13 protein-coding genes are annotated in these 16,088 nt (G+C 36.8%); 7 read left to right on the top strand and 6 right to left on the bottom strand.

Features of this window, described 5'->3' with window-relative positions:
• Positions 1-56: 56 nt before the first annotated feature.
• A complete protein-coding gene (locus LUA91_RS14385) occupies positions 57-2,549 on the bottom strand; it encodes a TonB-dependent receptor domain-containing protein (protein WP_231426750.1) in 2,493 nt (830 codons plus the stop codon).
• A gap of 226 nt (positions 2,550-2,775) precedes the next feature.
• Between LUA91_RS14385 and LUA91_RS14380 the strand changes: the two genes are divergently transcribed.
• Positions 2,776-3,702, top strand: a complete 927-nt coding sequence (locus LUA91_RS14380) for an NAD(P)-dependent oxidoreductase (protein WP_231426749.1) — start codon at positions 2,776-2,778, stop codon at positions 3,700-3,702.
• 119 nt (positions 3,703-3,821) lie between these two features.
• Positions 3,822-4,301: an OsmC family protein gene (locus LUA91_RS14375; RefSeq protein ID WP_231426748.1), complete on the top strand. Its 480-nt coding sequence runs from the start codon at positions 3,822-3,824 to the stop codon at positions 4,299-4,301.
• A gap of 79 nt (positions 4,302-4,380) precedes the next feature.
• Here the strand turns inward: LUA91_RS14375 and LUA91_RS14370 are convergent, their stop codons facing one another.
• A complete protein-coding gene (locus tag LUA91_RS14370) occupies positions 4,381-6,261 on the bottom strand; it encodes a M1 family metallopeptidase (RefSeq protein ID WP_231426747.1) in 1,881 nt (626 codons plus the stop codon).
• Between the two features lie 347 nt (positions 6,262-6,608).
• Between LUA91_RS14370 and greA the strand changes: the two genes are divergently transcribed.
• Together greA and LUA91_RS14360 are read left to right on the top strand one after the other, a co-directional pair.
• Positions 6,609-7,082, top strand: coding sequence for a transcription elongation factor GreA (gene greA / locus LUA91_RS14365; protein ID WP_029276724.1), 474 nt, complete (start codon positions 6,609-6,611; stop codon positions 7,080-7,082).
• Between the two features lie 73 nt (positions 7,083-7,155).
• Positions 7,156-7,557, top strand: a complete 402-nt coding sequence (locus tag LUA91_RS14360; RefSeq protein ID WP_231426806.1) for an HIT family protein — start codon at positions 7,156-7,158, stop codon at positions 7,555-7,557.
• A 38-nt stretch (positions 7,558-7,595) separates the two neighbouring features.
• Here LUA91_RS14360 and LUA91_RS14355 read toward each other — a convergent pair whose 3' ends face one another.
• The 4 genes from LUA91_RS14355 to LUA91_RS14340 all read right to left on the bottom strand — a co-directional run bounded on the left by LUA91_RS14355 (position 7,596) and on the right by LUA91_RS14340 (position 10,405).
• A complete protein-coding gene (locus tag LUA91_RS14355) occupies positions 7,596-7,877 on the bottom strand; it encodes a GNAT family N-acetyltransferase (RefSeq protein ID WP_231426746.1) in 282 nt (93 codons plus the stop codon).
• Position 7,878: 1 nt separating this feature from the next.
• Positions 7,879-8,769 carry a pirin family protein gene (locus LUA91_RS14350; RefSeq protein ID WP_231426745.1) on the bottom strand — a complete coding sequence of 297 codons (891 nt, stop codon included), beginning with the start codon at positions 8,767-8,769 and terminating at the stop codon, positions 7,879-7,881.
• A 221-nt stretch (positions 8,770-8,990) separates the two neighbouring features.
• Positions 8,991-10,091, bottom strand: a complete 1,101-nt coding sequence (locus tag LUA91_RS14345; protein WP_231426744.1) for an NADH:flavin oxidoreductase — start codon at positions 10,089-10,091, stop codon at positions 8,991-8,993.
• 11 nt (positions 10,092-10,102) lie between these two features.
• Positions 10,103-10,405 carry a helix-turn-helix transcriptional regulator gene (locus LUA91_RS14340; protein WP_231426743.1) on the bottom strand — a complete coding sequence of 101 codons (303 nt, stop codon included), beginning with the start codon at positions 10,403-10,405 and terminating at the stop codon, positions 10,103-10,105.
• Positions 10,406-10,580: 175 nt separating this feature from the next.
• On the opposite strand from LUA91_RS14340, the gene LUA91_RS14335 reads away from it, so the two are divergent.
• From LUA91_RS14335 to LUA91_RS14325, 3 genes are all read left to right on the top strand, one after another.
• The gene (locus LUA91_RS14335; protein WP_231426742.1) at positions 10,581-11,159 is read left to right on the top strand and encodes an RNA polymerase sigma factor; all 579 of its coding nucleotides are present in this window, start codon (positions 10,581-10,583) and stop codon (positions 11,157-11,159) included.
• Between the two features lie 174 nt (positions 11,160-11,333).
• Complete coding sequence (locus LUA91_RS14330; RefSeq protein WP_231426741.1) at positions 11,334-12,506, top strand: FecR family protein; 1,173 nt, start codon at positions 11,334-11,336, stop codon at positions 12,504-12,506.
• A 214-nt stretch (positions 12,507-12,720) separates the two neighbouring features.
• Positions 12,721-16,077 (top strand): TonB-dependent receptor, encoded by a 3,357-nt coding sequence (locus LUA91_RS14325; RefSeq protein WP_231426740.1) that lies wholly within the window; start codon positions 12,721-12,723, stop codon positions 16,075-16,077.
• Positions 16,078-16,088: the final 11 nt, after the last annotated feature.

Below are 16,088 nucleotides of genomic sequence, written 5' to 3'. Positions count from 1 at the left end.
TTAGCGCTTATAAAAAAGGCGTTTAAAATTATTTTTTTTAAACGCCTTTTTCAAAATTAAAATGATCCTTCATCAGGACGATTATCTTGTTGATCGTCTTTCTTTTTAGTTTTGTTTAAATTAAAAGTTGTTTTTCCGAAGCGATAAGAGAATGTTAGATTACCCATTGTGCCTTGCATACGTCTTGCAAAATCAATGTAAGTAAAATCATCATCGGTAGTCATGCTCCATCTTCTGGTATTAAACACATCTCTGATACTAAAACTAAGAGATGCTTTTTTGTTTGGGAAATCATATTTCGCACCGCCATCAATTCCATACATGGCATTACGTTTACCCTGAGCCATTACTTCCGGAGCTCTATAATCGGCTCGTACTTGAATGGAAACATTTTTGGCAACGATTAAATTTCCTGTAATGTTTCCATTCCAGCTAAATCCACTTCTGCTAGCGATATTAAATCTTTCATCACCTTCAAATTTTTGTTGGTATAAATTTACGTTGGTAGTGAAGTTTAATGCTTTAATTAAATCGAACCTGCCAATTAACTCTAAACCGCTATTTTGTTGACGTGTTAAGTTTTGAGGCGTAGTTGTGATTATACCATTGGCATCAGGCACACTTCTTACACGCTGAATAACATCATTGGTTTGACGGAAATATAAGCTCGATGTTAATGTTACTTTTTTGAAATACTTGCTGTAACCCAATTCGAATGAGTGAACATCCTCTGGATATAAATTTGGATTACCTGCCCTGTAATTTAAAGGATCAGATACATCTAAAAATGGATTCGTATCCCAAGGGCGTGGGCGATTTACACGACGTGTATAACTTAACTGAACTTGTTGTTCGCCTTTTAATTTTTGTGTTAAAAATACGCTTGGATATAGTCTTTTGTAATGAATATTTCCTTCACTTGATGTTAAAACGTTACCATTATAACCTTCTAAATAGGTATCTAAACGGGCATCCTCGGCTCTTAAACCAATTTGATATCCAAAATCCTTAATCTGATTTTGATAATTTAAATATAAAGCGTGTACTTGATCCTTGCTGCTGAAATCGTTAATCAACTTGTTGTTGCGGATAATAATTTCTGTATTGGTTAAAACCGAATCAGCATATTGATCATTATCACCCAAACGAATTTGGCTGCGGTATCCAGTTTCAATTTTACCTGCTTTTCCAACAGGTAGCGTATAATCTGCCTGAATGTTATAGTTTGTATTATCACCAGTATTAAAAATACGCTGCAAACTTGGGTTAATGTTTACCGCATTACCATTTCGATTTGTGATGATGGTATTGTATTCCTGATCGTTATTGTTTGTTCCGTAAGAATAACCGAAATTAAATGTTAATTCTTCTTTTGGTTTCTTGAATTTTTGAACGTAGTCCAGGTTTAAATCATAGCTGCTTCCATCGCCAATATTGGTATTATTTCTATTGCTCAACAACACCGGACTTAAATTAGAACGCAATTGTCTAATATCCACAGCTTCATTACGGTCGTTTTCTCTCGAATTAAAACCTCCAGATAAACTTACAATACTTTTCGGTGTGATGTAATAATCTAATCCTGCTTTAGCGTTATGTCCTTTATCCAACGAAGTTGATGATGTATTTTGATTTGCGAATGCAGTTGAATTTGGTGAGTTTTTATAGGTAATATCCTGAAAACCTCCTCCAATTCTATTGCCATAACGATAACTATAATTACCATATAAGTTTACCTTACTGTTCTGGAAACTCAAATTGGTGTTACCATTGTAATTGTCGCGGTTACCGGCAGTTAATGCCACAGAGCCGTTGAATCCTAGTTTTGTGTTTTTCTTTAATACGATATTGATAATCCCAGATTGACCTTCGGCATCATATTTTGAAGATGGATTAGTGATTACTTCAACACTTTCAATTGAACTTGCCGGAATAGACTGAAGAATTTGAGCCACATTACCACCTGCAATTAATGAAGGTTTGCCATCAATTAAAACCCTTACACCGCTCGATCCACGCAAACTTACATTTCCATCCATATCAGTAGAAACTGAAGGAACATTCTGCAATAAATCGCCGGCAGAACCACCCTCACTAATTACACTTTGATCTACAGCGAAAATCTTTTTATCGATACCCATCTGCATCCCTTGTTTTTGGCCGGTTACCGTTACCTCACTCAGAATATTTCCTTTAGCGGTATTCATCTTAATATCGCCGAAGTTTAAAGTTCCGGTAGCTGCGGTTATGGTTACGTTATCGCGTACCATGGTTTGGTAGCCTACAAAACTTATTTTGAAAGTAAAAGTTCCTGTTGGTAAATCGGCCATGATAAAGGCACCGTTGGCATCTGTTTGTGCTATTTTTGCATTTTTAGCAGTAGCTTTATCTATTAAAACAGCTGTTGCAAAGGGTATAGTTTCTTGTGTTTTAGCATCTTTAAGTACGCCAATAATTTTTGCTTTGCCGCCAGTTTGAGCAAATAAATTAAAAGATAAGCTTAATAATAAAAGGGTAATTTGTATCGTCCTCGATTTCAAAATTCTCATTAAAATATATTATATGTTGTGTGTTTTTGTAAAGGGAGACAAAGTAACGGCAACTAAGTTTAATTAAGGAGGCGTAACTATTTTATTACAGCCATATTATAGTAATATTTTTGTGAGTAATTTTTGATTGATTTATTGTTATGTACACCAATCCGGCAAGGAAATTTGCAATCAATTGAGCAAATATTGCAATTGAGCAATATCTAAATTGTTACTTTTGTTTTAGATGAAAAAAATATTAATCGTTGATGATTTACATCCGGCTTTTAAAGAGCAGGCAATAGCAATGGGTTATGAAGTTGATGATAAACCTCAAATTACTAGGCAACAAACCTTAAACAAAATAAAAGATTATGTGGGCATTGCTGTAAGAACAAAATTCAGAATCGACGCTGAAATTTTCGCTGCGGCACCAAACTTAAAATTTGTTGCCCGTGCTGGTGCAGGCCTGGATAACATCGATGATAAAATTGCTTTTGAGCGAAATATTGAATTAATTAATGCACCCGAAGGAAACTGTGATGCCGTAGGAGAACATGCCACGGGATTGCTTTTATCATTAATGAATAATTTTCGCAGGGCTGATGCTGAAATTAGAAGCGGTATTTGGGATCGTGAAGAAAATCGTGGTTATGAGTTAAAGGGCAAAAAAGTAGGGATTATTGGTTATGGTTTCATGGGGCAAAGCTTTGCTAAAAAATTAGCAGGCTTTGAAGTTGATGTTATGGCCTACGATAAATATAAAACTGGTTTTTCTGATGCTTTTGCCCGCGAGGTAAGCATGGAAGAAATTGTGAAACATAGCGATGTATTAAGTTTACATATTCCTTTAACCACCGAAACCAGGCAAATGGTTGATGATGAATATCTCTTTCACTTTAAGAAATCAATTTTCTTTATCAATACTGCCAGAGGTGAAATTGTAAATACTAAAGCCGTGTTGAATGCAATTGAATCAGGAAAAATAATAGCTGCGGGTTTGGATGTTTTGCAAACAGAAAAATTTCCTGCTTTGAGCGAGCAGTCTTGGTATACGGAATTGACGAAGAATGAAAAAGTGATATTAACTCCGCATGTTGCTGGTTGGACCTTCGATTCTTACCGTAAAATTTCGGAGGTGTTGGCTGAGAAACTGAAGGGCTTGTCTTTTTAGGTCGTTGCACCTTATGGGTATCTTAATCTAATTCTAAATTAAAAAACAATTGTGATTTCTTCTCGAAGTTTCAATCCTAAATCCCTAAATTGGAATACAATTTCTAACTAAATTATATCATGCCGAAAGATCATTTATATTCTACCACCGTAACCTGGACGGGCAATAAGGGCTCGGGCACAATGGATTATCGTTCCTACGATCGCGATTATGTTATTTCTGTAAAGGGAAAAGCCGATATTTCTGGTTCATCTGATTCTGCCTTTCTTGGAGATAAATCTAAATATAATCCCGAAGATTTACTGCTATCATCCATTTCGAGTTGCCACATGCTTTGGTATTTACACCTCTGCTCTAAAAATGAAATCGTGGTAATCGATTATAAAGATGAAGCTGTAGGTACAATGGAAGAATCGGCAGATGGAAGCGGGAAATTTAGAGAAGTTACGCTGCACCCACAAGTTTTAATTGCCGATAAAGCACATTTTGAACTTGCAGAATCTTTGCATAAAGAAGCCAATAAATTATGTTTTATTGCAAATTCGTTAAACTTTCCGGTTAAACATGAAGCAGCTTGCAAAGCGGAGAATGGCGTTTAGAGTTAAAAGTGGAAAGTATAAAGTTTAAAGTTTAAAGTTGGCAGTTTCAATTTGAAAACGACCAACTTTAAACTACTAATTATTTTATCGAATAAACATTGTCGCCCGGCGTTGCATCTACATAAATGCCATTATCCAAAGTGATCGATTTTATCTTGCGATTGGTATTAATCGTCATGGTAAATTCTTTCTGATTCACTTTCCATACGGCTGGAGTTTTATGGATGGTTTCCGTTTTACCTTCAGCATCAGTAACCAAAATATCAAATGGAATGGCAAAACCACCAACATTTTTAATTACAAATGTGATTCTTCCTGATGAAACTTGTGAGTTGCTAATGGCCAAATCCAAGTAATTATTGGTGAAAAACCAATTTTGAAAAAACCAGTTTAAATTTTGTCCTGATCCGGTATTCATCGAATTAAAATAATCCCACGGAATTGGGTGTTTTCCATTCCACGTGTTCATGTAATGGTGTAAAGCTTTTTTGAAGAGTTCATCGCCAAGCATATCTTTCAAAGCGAGATAAGATAAAGATGCTTTTCCATAAGAATTATTACCGTAACCCGCTCCCGAAACCTGATCAGACATGGAAATTACTGGTTGATCTTCCTCGGCAGATTTATCATTGATGTAACTGTTTACCCTAAACTTTTTATAAAAATCATCAGCAGCTTTTTTACCATGTTCGGCAATACCGATTAAATATTCGAAAGTAGTTGCCCAACCTTCGTCCATATAAGCATAACGGGTTTCGTTAATGCCCATAAAAAATGGAAAATACGTGTGCGCCACTTCATGATCCTGAACCAATTGAGCAAAAACAGGATCACCAAAATTCGAATCATTAACCATCATCGGATATTCCATATCTGCAAAACCTTGGAAAGCAATGCTTTTTGCATAAGGATAAGGAATGCCTGGCCAATTGTTGGAAAACCATGCCAAAGCATTGATATTATATTTAACAGAATTTAAAAAATCCTTTCCAGTTGTTGGGTTATAAGCGGCTTGTGCACTTGCCCTTCTTCCGGTTTTGGTATCCACAACAACGCTTCCACCGTCCCAAACATAATGATTGCTCAAAGCAAAGGTTACATCAGGAATATGGTTGGCTTTAAATTTCCAGGTGTTCCAATCTTTTTGAGTGGTTACTTTACCATTTTTTAATTCATCTGCTGTAGCAATGTTAACTACCTCTTCCGTATTGAATGATTTTTTTAAACGGGCTGCAATTTCTGGTTGTAAAACTTCATCAGGATTCAAAAAATCGCCTGTAGCATAAACCACATAATTTTTTGGTGCGGTTACTGAAAATATATAATCATTAAAATCATTGTAAAATTCAGCCCTATCTGTATGTGGAATACGATCCCATCCATTATAATCATCATAAACCGATATTCTTGGATAACTGTAAGCTACAAAAAATGAATTTGGATCAATCTGCCCTTCGCGACCACTTTCTTTCGATAATGGGTAATCCCAGCCTATTTTAACTTTGATTTTTGATTTAGGATTTAAGGGTTTCTTTAATTTGACATTGCCAACAGTTCCCCAGTTTTTCGAATCTACTTTATAGGTTTCTCCATCAACAGAAAATGAAGAAATATTTAATCCGGTAGTTAGAAAATCTTCACTTACTGCACCACCACGGGGAGAAGTTGGTTTGTGCAAATTGTTTACAAAACGAATCACTAAAGTTTTTAAAGTATCGCTGCTGTTGTTGCTGTATAGGATTTCTTCCTGTCCGCTAACAATTTTGCTTTCAGCATCTACCTTAATATCCATGGTGTATTTTCCATGATTTTGCCAATAATTGGCGCCTGGATTTCCGTTTATGGAACGAGTGCCCTTCTCATAGGTTGCTTTAATGTTTCTAGGCATATAAAGTTCCTGAGCCGAAAGCGTAGAATTGCCCAGCCCAATCAATAAGGCTACTGTAAATAACTTTTTCATTTTTCTGAATAATTTCGACTAAGCTAAAAATAATGGATGAATTTCGGGTGAAGCTGAACCTGATAATTTCCTGGTAATTTTATGATGAACAAGCTCCAATAAATTTTGTCAGTGAGAAAACAGCGGGCTATTCGTATCCATGCTAATGTAGGATTTATGTTGTCGGTTATCCTGGAAAGCCATAAATAGCGAAGGTTTTGGGTTTAAATCATAAAAATCCTGTGTATTTATTTGCTTTTGTAATTTCCACAATTTATCTTCGTTATAATTGAAGCAAGACTATGTAGCAAACCAACTATATAGTCTTGTTTGTTTTTTATAGCGTTTGAATAAAAATTAATAGAGCAATGACAGAGGTAACGTATTACACACAAGAGGGGTTAGATAAGTTGAAGGAGGAAGTTCACTATCTAACTACAACCGGCCGTCAGCTAATATCTAAAGCAATTGCTGAGGCAAGAGATAAAGGTGATTTATCGGAGAATGCAGAATATGATGCGGCCAAAGAAGCGCAGGGTTTGCATGAAGCGAAAATCTCCAAACTAAAAAATACATTGGCAAATGCCCGCCTTATTGATGAATCAAAACTGGATTTATCTAAAGTTTTGGCATTATCAATCGTTAAAATTAAAAATGTTAAAAACGGCGCCACCATGACTTATCAATTGGTTGCAGAAACCGAAGCCGATTTAAAAACTGGAAAAATTTCAGTTAAATCTCCAATTGCGCAAGGTTTGTTGGGTAAATCTGTTGGCGAATTTGCCGAAATTGAAGTGCCTGCAGGTAAAATGCAATTCGAAGTTTTAGAAATCTCGAGATAACAAAAGTTACAAGTTATAGGTTGCAGGTTGTGAGACTAAGACCTATAACATATAACTCATAACCTACAACTTAATTATGACTATCTTTTCGAAAATTGTTGCTGGAGAAATCACTGCACATGTTGTTGCAGAAACTGTTGAGTATTTAGCTTTTTTAGATGTTCAGCCCTTAACTGCCGGCCATGTTCTAGTAATTCCAAAAGTGGAAGTTGATTATATTTTCGACATGGAAGAAGACCTATATGTTGGCCTTTGGATGTTTGCGAAGATTGTGGCTAAAGGCGTTAAAGCTGCTTTTCCCTGTAAAAAGGTTGGAGTTTCGGTAATTGGTTTAGAAGTACCACATGCACATATTCATTTAATCCCGATGAATAATGTAAGCGATATGAATTTTAGCAAAGAAAAATTGAAGCCAACACAAGAAGAATTGGCCGAAGCTGCTGAAAAAATTAAGCAGGCCTTGTTAGAAGAATAATAAAAATGCAGGTTGGATTAGCTAATAATCATTTGTTGCTAAAACAGCACATCGCTTAGTTCTTCGTTTTTATCAAAAACACTTTTAGCAAAAGGACAAAGCGGAAGTATTTTTATGTTATTTTCCCGGGCATTGTTTACTATCGCCATTAATAACTTTTTACCCACTCCCTTGCCAGAAAATTCTGGATTAACTTCTGTATGGTCAATAATGATTTTGTGTTCTCCAGCCCACACATAACTCATTTTACCTGCTTCAACATTTTTTTCATTAGCTTCGAAATAGCCATTTTTTTCATTGTTTACTTGATTGATTTCCATTTTATTTCTTTTGATAAGGATTTTGATTTGGCAAAGGAACAAATTCTGTTTCTCCAGGTACGGGCTTAAATTTTTGTTCCAGCCAGTTTTGTTTCGCTTGTTCAATTAGTTCTCTATCTGATGCAACAAAATTCCAATAGATAAATCTTTCTTCAGGAAAAGGCTCTCCACCAAAAATATAAACAGTTGTATTTTCCAACATCGTAAATTCGCAAAGTTTTGCGTCGTTGGCAATAAGAATCAATTTCGGTTCGAATAAATGTCCATCACTTTCAATTCCACCTTCCAATATATAAAGTGCACTTTCGCCGAATAGATGATCGCCAATATTGAGCTTTTGCCGCATTGTACTTTTAATCTCGATAAAGTAAAGTGGGCAGTAAACGGGTACGGGTGATTTTTTTTCAAAAGCTTCACCGGCAATCAATTTAATATTTACGCCATCTTGTTCCCAACTCGGAATGTCTTTATCATCAACGTGGAAAAACTCGGGTTCCATTTGCTCTAAAGCTTTTGGTAAGGCTACCCAAATTTGTAATCCATGTAGCATCTTATCTGTATGGCGTAGGTATTCAGGTGTTCTTTCCGAATGGGCAATACCACTTCCTGAAGTCATCCAATTTACCTGGCCAGGTTTAATTACCACATCATTTCCTAAGCTATCTCTATGTTCTATTTCGCCTTCAAAAAGAAAAGTTAAGGTAGATAAACCAATATGCGGATGAGGCGGAACGTCCAGATTCTCATGATCGCTCATCGCCGCTGGTCCCATGTGGTCAATAAAAGCGAAAGGACCAACCATTCTTTTTTCTCTAAAAGGCAACAATCTGCCAACCATGAAATTGCCAATGTTTGCAGGTCTTTCTTCAATAATGAGGGAAATATTCGACATGGGATTTTACTTTTTTAAGATGTGAATTTAAGAAAATTTTATTTGTTAAAGCCTGGGCTCATCGTCATTTAAACCGCAGTATGGAAAGCTTCTGATTTTAGTTTTTTTTTGATGCGGATGAATCGCTAAAATATTTTGAAGGCTTTAAAACAAGCGTAATCAGCAACAAACCAAAAAAGCATCCCTTTTTGGGATGCTCTTCATTTTTATAAAAAGAAAATTTAAACCAATTCTGCTAAAGCCTCTTTGCTGAAACCTTTCAATTCATCCATGCGGTTATCTTTGATTTTTTCAACCCAATTTGGATCGGCCAATAATGGGCGACCAACAGCTACTAAATCAAAATCTCCACGATCCATTCTGCGTACCAATTCATCTAACGAACTTGGCTCAGAGCTCTGACCGGCAAATGCGCCAAAGAAATCGCCACTTAAGCCAACAGAACCTACAGATATAGTTGTTTTGCCAGTAATTTTTTTAGCCCAACCTGCAAAGTTCAAATCAGAACCTTCAAATTCCGGTTCCCAGAAACGGCGTTGCGAACAGTGTAAAATATCAACTCCAGCATCAACCAAAGGTGTTAACCATTGCTCCATCTCGTTTTCATCTTTTGCCAATTTAAAATCATAAGCAGCAGGTTTAAACTGTGATAAGCGGATAATCAGGGCAAAATCTTCGCCCACACGCTTGCGTATCTCTTTAATCACTTCAACTGCAAAACGGGTGCGCTCTCCTAAGGTTTTTCCGCCATAAATATCTGTACGGTTATTGGTTGCATCCCAAAAAAACTGGTCGATTAAGTATTGATGCGCACCATGAATTTCAACGGTATCAAAACCTAAGGCTTTCGCATCGGCTGCGGCCTGACCAAAAGCGGCGATCGTATCTGCTATAGCAGCATCCGTCATGGGAACACCGTTTTTAAAACCTGGACTGTTTAAACTCGAAGGGCCTTCAAATGGAGCGCTTGGAACCCAGCCCGAAGCATGATTGGCATGAATACCCTGATGCCAGATTTGTGGACCCATTTGCGATCCTGCATGATGCACTTCGTTAACCACTTTTTGCCAGCCCGCTAAAGCTTGGTCGCCATAAAAGTGCGGAATGTTCGGATCTGCAGATGAAGAAGGGCGATTAATTACGGTACCTTCTGATAAAATTAAGCCCACTTGGCCTACAGCCCTTTTTGCATAATATTCAGCCACAGCATCAGTCGGAACTCCGTTAGGAGAAAACGACCTGGTCATTGGCGCCATTACAATTCTGTTTTTTATATTTAATGATTTTAAGCTAAATGGCTTAAATAAACTATCTGTGTTCATATTATTGATTTTTATAATTCTGTATTGATGATTTTGCTCAATTTCTCCATGCCTTCATGGTTGCGTTTGTAATAGGTCCATTGGCCTACGCGAGTGGCACAAACCAAATCGGCACGCTGTAAAATAGACAAGTATTCTGATATGGTACTTTGAGATAAACCTGCCTTATTTTGAATTTGCCCAACGCATACACCAACAGTTTCAAAGTCGGCATTTGGTTGCTCGGGAAAATGTTCAGCAGGACTCTTAAGCCAGTTTAATATTTGCAAACGGGTTTTGTTCGATAAAGCCTTAAATATTTCTACCTGATCCATGGCACAAATGTATATCGACTTTTCCCGATATACCAATTATTGGGCTAAAGTTTACAATTGCATGTATAAGTACGCAATAAGCGTTAATAAAACGTTTAAGTTATATTCAATTGTTAAAATTTTGTTAGGATTTAAGCTAAACAATTCCTTACATTCGTTTAATCATTCTAGCCAAATGTCTACTTATAAATCATTAACTGATCACGAACTTTTCGTCCTCATGCAGGATGGAAATAAATTTGCCTTTGAGGAAATTTACGAACGCTTTAATGGTTTGTTGTATATCTATGCTTGTAAAATGGTAGTTGATCGGGAAGATGCCCGCGATATCGTTCAAGAGATTTTTGTTTACCTGTGGAGCAATCCCAACATTCAAATCAAATCACAGTTATCAAATTATTTGTACACTGCGGTGAGGTATAAAGTTTTCGATTGGTTAGATAAAAATAAATCTCGATCCAATTATTTACAATCGCTGGAAGATTTTTCGCAAAAGGGCGATTGTGTTACTGACGATTACATTCGTGAAAAGGAATTTGCATCATTAATCGAAAAAGAGGTTTCGTTGTTGCCTCCTAAAATGCGGGTGATTTTTGAAATGAGTCGCCAACAACATCTAAGTCAAAAGCAAATTGCGGAAATCCTTCATTTATCAGATAAAACTGTTAAAAAGCAAATGAGCAATGCGCTTAAGGTTTTAAGGTTAAAACTAACTTCATTTCTGTTGATTGTAGTTATATTGTTCATCAAATAGCTTTCTTAATAAGTTCTTTTGGAAAAGATTGCCACGAATATTACGGATGAAGAATCCGAGAATATTCTCGCAATGACGAAACTCGGAGAAAAAAAATAAAAATATTTTCATTTCGTCTACTACCTAGGGATTCTTCAACCTACATGTATTTAATAAGCCAAATATATTATAGTGATGAGTAAAGCCGAAGTTGAAAAACTATTAGAAAAATATAGCGCCGGACTTTGTACTGACGCGGAAAAAGCTTTGGTAGAATCGTGGCATTTGCAAGAGCTTTCGAATAAAAATTCTGATTTAAATCCTGCTGAAGTAGACGAAGCCCGTAAGCAAATCTGGCTAGCGATTCAAAAAGAAACCCATATCAAATCTGGAAATACTAAAACCTTATGGTTAAAATTAGCTGCTTCTGCAGTGGTGCTTTTCTTTATCGGCATAGTAATTAATAGAGAGGTTCAAAAAAATACAGAAACTAAGCAAGTATTTAATAATATACAAGATAAAATCATTCAGCCTGGTGGAAACAAAGCTACTCTAACCTTAGCCGATGGCTCAAAAATTTCATTGACTGATGCATCGAATGGTGTAATTGCAAAACAGGCAGGTATCAACATTACCAAAACAAAAAATGGCGAATTAATTTATTCTGTAGCTTCTGCATCGAGCCATAAAAAAGATTTATACAATACAATTGAAACACCACGTGGAGGTCAGTATCAAATTAATCTTCCTGATGGCACAAAAGTTTGGCTGAACGCAGAATCCTCATTAAGATATCCAGCAGTTTTTGATCAAACCAAAAGATTGGTAGAATTAAAAGGCGAAGCTTATTTCGAAGTAGCCAAACGTTTAGATAAAAATGGTGTTCGTGTTCCTTTTAAAGTTAAAACAGAATTAATTTCTGGAAGAAACCAGGAAGTAGAAGTTTTGGGAACACATTTCAATATAAATGCTTACAATAACGAACCGAGCAATAAAACCACTTTATTGGAAGGAAGTGTTAAAATCAAAAATCTACAATCAACCAAATCAGCATTATTAAAACCAGGGCAACAATCGCTGATCAGTCTATCTTCTCCATCGGTTTTGGTTTCGGCTGTTGATGCAGAAGAAGTAATTGCTTGGAAAACAGGTTTCTTCAGTTTTAATGAGGAAAATCTGGAAACGATTATGAATAAAATAGCACGTTGGTACGATGTAGAAATTGATTATCGGGGTAAAAAAATAAATAAAACCTTCGGTGGAAGAATATCGCGTTTCAATAGCGTAAATGAAGTTTTGGATATGCTTCAAACTACTGATGCAGTTCATTTTAAAATTGAAGGAAGGAGGATTTTAGTTATGCCATAAACTCTACTTTCTTCATCATGGATTGATGATTTTAAGAATATCGCCTAACTAAAAAAACCGGAAGCGCGGCAACGCTCCCGGCCATATTAAAGGCCTTATTCTAATCGTAAAATTGTGAGATACAACTATTCTAAACCTAATAACCAAATATATGAATTTTTATACTGAATGGCTGCCCCAACCTAAAGGGCGCCTATTTAAATTTCTGTTGATTATGAAATTGACTTTTGTCTTGCTAATCACTTCATTTTTACAGCTTAGTTACGGAGCTGCCAATGCACAAAACGTAACCTTATCAGAAAAAAATACTTCGCTACTCAATGTTTTTCGCAAGCTAAACAAAAGTGTGGGTTATAACTTTTTGTACGACCTCGATGTGCTTAAAGAAGCTAAACCTGTAACCATCGAAATTAAAAATACCGATATTAAAGAAGCGCTTAAACGCATTTTTAATGAGCAACCCTTAGGCTACACTATAAAAAACAATACCATCATTATTCATCGTAAGCCTATTGAAGGCATGCCATTAATTATCCGGTCTTTTGTTGACATCAGAGGAAGGGTAGTAGATGAAAAAGGTGATCCGATGGCGGGCGCAAGCGTAAAGGTTAAGGGTTCTACCCTTGGCGCAGTAACTGACGAAACTGGTGCCTTTACTTTAAGAGATGTAACCGAAGGCGCTACATTGGTAGTTTCTTACATCGGTTACGAAAATAAAGAAATTACAGCCTCCAATGGTATCACCATTACACTTACCCCGCAAGCTGGTTTATTGGCCGATGCAGTTGTTATTGGTTATGGTACACAAAAGAAAAGTGTGGTAACAGGTGCCATTGCTTCGGTAAAAGCTACTGATTTAAAAGATATGCCAGTGGTTCGTATTGAGCAGTCGCTTCAAGGTAGAGCTTCGGGTGTTACGGTTACCACGAGTTCTGGTCAGCCTGGAGATGGTGGAGTAGTGAGGATTCGTGGTATTGCAAATATTAATAATGCCAACCCATTATATGTTGTTGATGGCGTGGTGATTAACGGAGGTATTGAATTTTTAAATCAATCGGATATAGAATCGATTGAGGTATTAAAAGATGCGGCATCTGCGGCTATTTATGGTACCCGAGCAGCAAATGGGGTAATTATTGTTTCAACCAAAAAAGGATCGAATACCGGGAGAGTTAGAGTTGAGTACAATAACTACATTGGTACGCAGGCACCTTCTGCCAAACTGAATTTGTTAAATGCTACGCAATACGCCACCATATATAACGAATCGCAACTGGCCGATGGAGTTACAGCGGTACGCTTTCCAAATCCTGCTCAGTATGGTGAAGGAACCGATTGGCAAGAAGCTGTTTTCAACAACAAAGCAATGATTCAAAATCACGATTTAAACATGAGCGGCGGTAATGATAAATCAATTTATTACGGCTCATTCAGTTATTTTGATCAGGATGGTATTGTTGCTACGCAGAATTCGAAATTTAAAAGATTTACGGCAAGGTTTAATTTCGAACATAAAATCACCAAAAACATCAAGTTCGGTAATTCAATTGGCTATACCAGAATTAATTCGATTGGCGTAAGTACCAATACAGAATATGGTTCGCCATTGAGCAGAGCTATTAATATGGATCCCATTACGCCAATTGTAGAAACTGATCCGGCAAAATATGGCTTGCCAAAATATTTGAATAATCCTGTGGTGAGAAATGATGCAGGTTTTCCATACGGGATTTCTGATTATGCACAATCGGAAGTATTAAATCCTGTTGCTGCTTTGCAGGTTGCCCAAGGAAATTCTTGGAGCGATAAAGTGGTTGGCAATGCATTTGTTGAAGTTGAATTTCTAAAAGGATTGAAATTAAGAAGTACAGGTGGGGTAGATTTGGCTTTCTGGGGTGGACAATCATTCCGTCCGATTTATTTCCTGAACTCGATTAACCAATCTACTTTAACTGCTTACACCAGGGATAGTAACCGAGGATTATTTTGGTCGTTGGAAAATACATTGAGTTATGATAAAACCATGGGAAAACATGTAATCACCGCCTTGGTAGGTTATTCTGCACAAAAGAACAAAGGCGAAACCAATGGTGGTATTAAGGAAGGCATTCCGGTTGATAACCTTCGTGATGCTTCGTTGCAATTTCCTGTTGCGAGAACCAACTCCGATTTCTACGGTGGAGAGTATCAAAATACTTTAAACTCAATTTTTGGAAGGGTTATTTACAATTACGATGAGAAATATTTATTTACAGGTATTATCCGCCGGGATGGATCATCACGTTTCGGTCCGAATAATAAATATGGTTACTTCCCATCAGGATCAGCAGGTTGGGTTGCTTCACGAGAAGATTTCTGGCCAAAAAATAATGTTGTTACTTTCTTAAAATTCCGTGGATCTTACGGTGTTAATGGTAACGATAATATCCCTGATTTCAGTTATTTAGCTACCGTAAGCGGTGGAAGAAACTACTCCTTAGGAACAGCTTCTGGCCAGGCATTAACAAATGGAGTAAGTCCGAATGCACTTTCAAACCCTGATTTGAAATGGGAAGAAACATCGTCGTTTGATTTAGGTTTTGATGCCACTTTATTTGAAGGCATTACCTTATCAACCAGTTATTTCAATAAGAAAACTTATGGCATGTTGCTTCAGCAGGTTGTGCCATCGTATGTGGGTAATACCGGCCCTTATGCAAATACGGCCGATTTATATAACCGTGGTTTCGAGATTGAACTGGGTTGGAACAAAAGAGTTGGCGAAGTAAGTTTCCGGATTGCAGGAAACGCAGCTTTCATCAAAAATGAGGTAACCTTATTAGGTGCGGATAAAGATTATATCCCGAGCAGGCAAACCATTACGCCACAAAGTTTGGAAGTAACCCGTGTAGCTGTTGGTCAATCTGTTGATTCATTTTTCGGTTATCAAACTGCTGGATTATTTCAAAATCAGGCAGAAATCAATAACTACAAGAACGGTGCAGGCGCATTGATTCAGCCAAATGCAAAACCGGGAGATATTAAGTTCTTGGATTTAAATGGCGATGGTGTAATCAGTGATGCAGATAGAACCTTCTTGGGGAGATCAAATCCAAACTTCACCTATGGTTTAACATTCTCTGCCAAATATAAAGGCTTTGATGTTTCCATCTTCGGACAAGGTGTATCAGGAAATATGATTTTTAATGGTTTAAGACGCTTCGATTTAAGTCCATCGAATTATACAACCAACATTTTAAACCGTTGGACTGGCGAAGGAACAAGTAATACTGTACCTCGAGCTACATTGGCCGATGATAACAAAAATTATAGCCGTGTTTCGAGCCTATTCTTGGAAAGCGGTGCATATTTCAGGTTGAAGAATGTTCAGCTTGGCTATACTTTACCAAAAACATTGGTAAATAAAGTGGGCTTAGATAACCTGAAGTTTTATGTAATGGCGAATAACCTGTTCACATTAACCAAATACAATGGTTACGATCCAGAAATTGGCGGTGGCAGTTTAGGTGTCGATCGTGGTTTTTATCCACAAGCGAGATCATTTTTTGTAGGTGTAAATGTTGGATTTTAATATTAAGATGA

Source organism: Pedobacter sp. Leaf250 (assembly GCF_920984735.1).
Lineage (GTDB): Bacteria > Bacteroidota > Bacteroidia > Sphingobacteriales > Sphingobacteriaceae > Pedobacter.
Note: the sequence above shows the minus strand (reverse complement) of the source record. Positions and strands in the feature narration are given on the sequence as shown.

Bases quoted from the DNA above. Each gene is read 5' to 3' on its own strand.
- LUA91_RS14350 (WP_231426745.1), bottom strand. From the start codon at position 8,769: ATGTCGAATATTTCCCTCATTATTGAAGAAAGACCTGCAAACATTGGC.
- LUA91_RS14325 (WP_231426740.1), top strand. From the start codon at position 12,721: ATGAAATTGACTTTTGTCTTGCTAATCACTTCATTTTTACAGCTTAGT.
- LUA91_RS14380 (WP_231426749.1), top strand. From the start codon at position 2,776: ATGAAAAAAATATTAATCGTTGATGATTTACATCCGGCTTTTAAAGAG.
- greA (WP_029276724.1), top strand. From the start codon at position 6,609: ATGACAGAGGTAACGTATTACACACAAGAGGGGTTAGATAAGTTGAAG.
- LUA91_RS14345 (WP_231426744.1), bottom strand. From the start codon at position 10,091: ATGAACACAGATAGTTTATTTAAGCCATTTAGCTTAAAATCATTAAAT.
- LUA91_RS14330 (WP_231426741.1), top strand. From the start codon at position 11,334: ATGAGTAAAGCCGAAGTTGAAAAACTATTAGAAAAATATAGCGCCGGA.
- LUA91_RS14335 (WP_231426742.1), top strand. From the start codon at position 10,581: ATGTCTACTTATAAATCATTAACTGATCACGAACTTTTCGTCCTCATG.
- LUA91_RS14385 (WP_231426750.1), bottom strand. From the start codon at position 2,549: ATGAGAATTTTGAAATCGAGGACGATACAAATTACCCTTTTATTATTA.
- LUA91_RS14375 (WP_231426748.1), top strand. From the start codon at position 3,822: ATGCCGAAAGATCATTTATATTCTACCACCGTAACCTGGACGGGCAAT.
- LUA91_RS14340 (WP_231426743.1), bottom strand. From the start codon at position 10,405: ATGGATCAGGTAGAAATATTTAAGGCTTTATCGAACAAAACCCGTTTG.
- LUA91_RS14355 (WP_231426746.1), bottom strand. From the start codon at position 7,877: ATGGAAATCAATCAAGTAAACAATGAAAAAAATGGCTATTTCGAAGCT.
- LUA91_RS14370 (WP_231426747.1), bottom strand. From the start codon at position 6,261: ATGAAAAAGTTATTTACAGTAGCCTTATTGATTGGGCTGGGCAATTCT.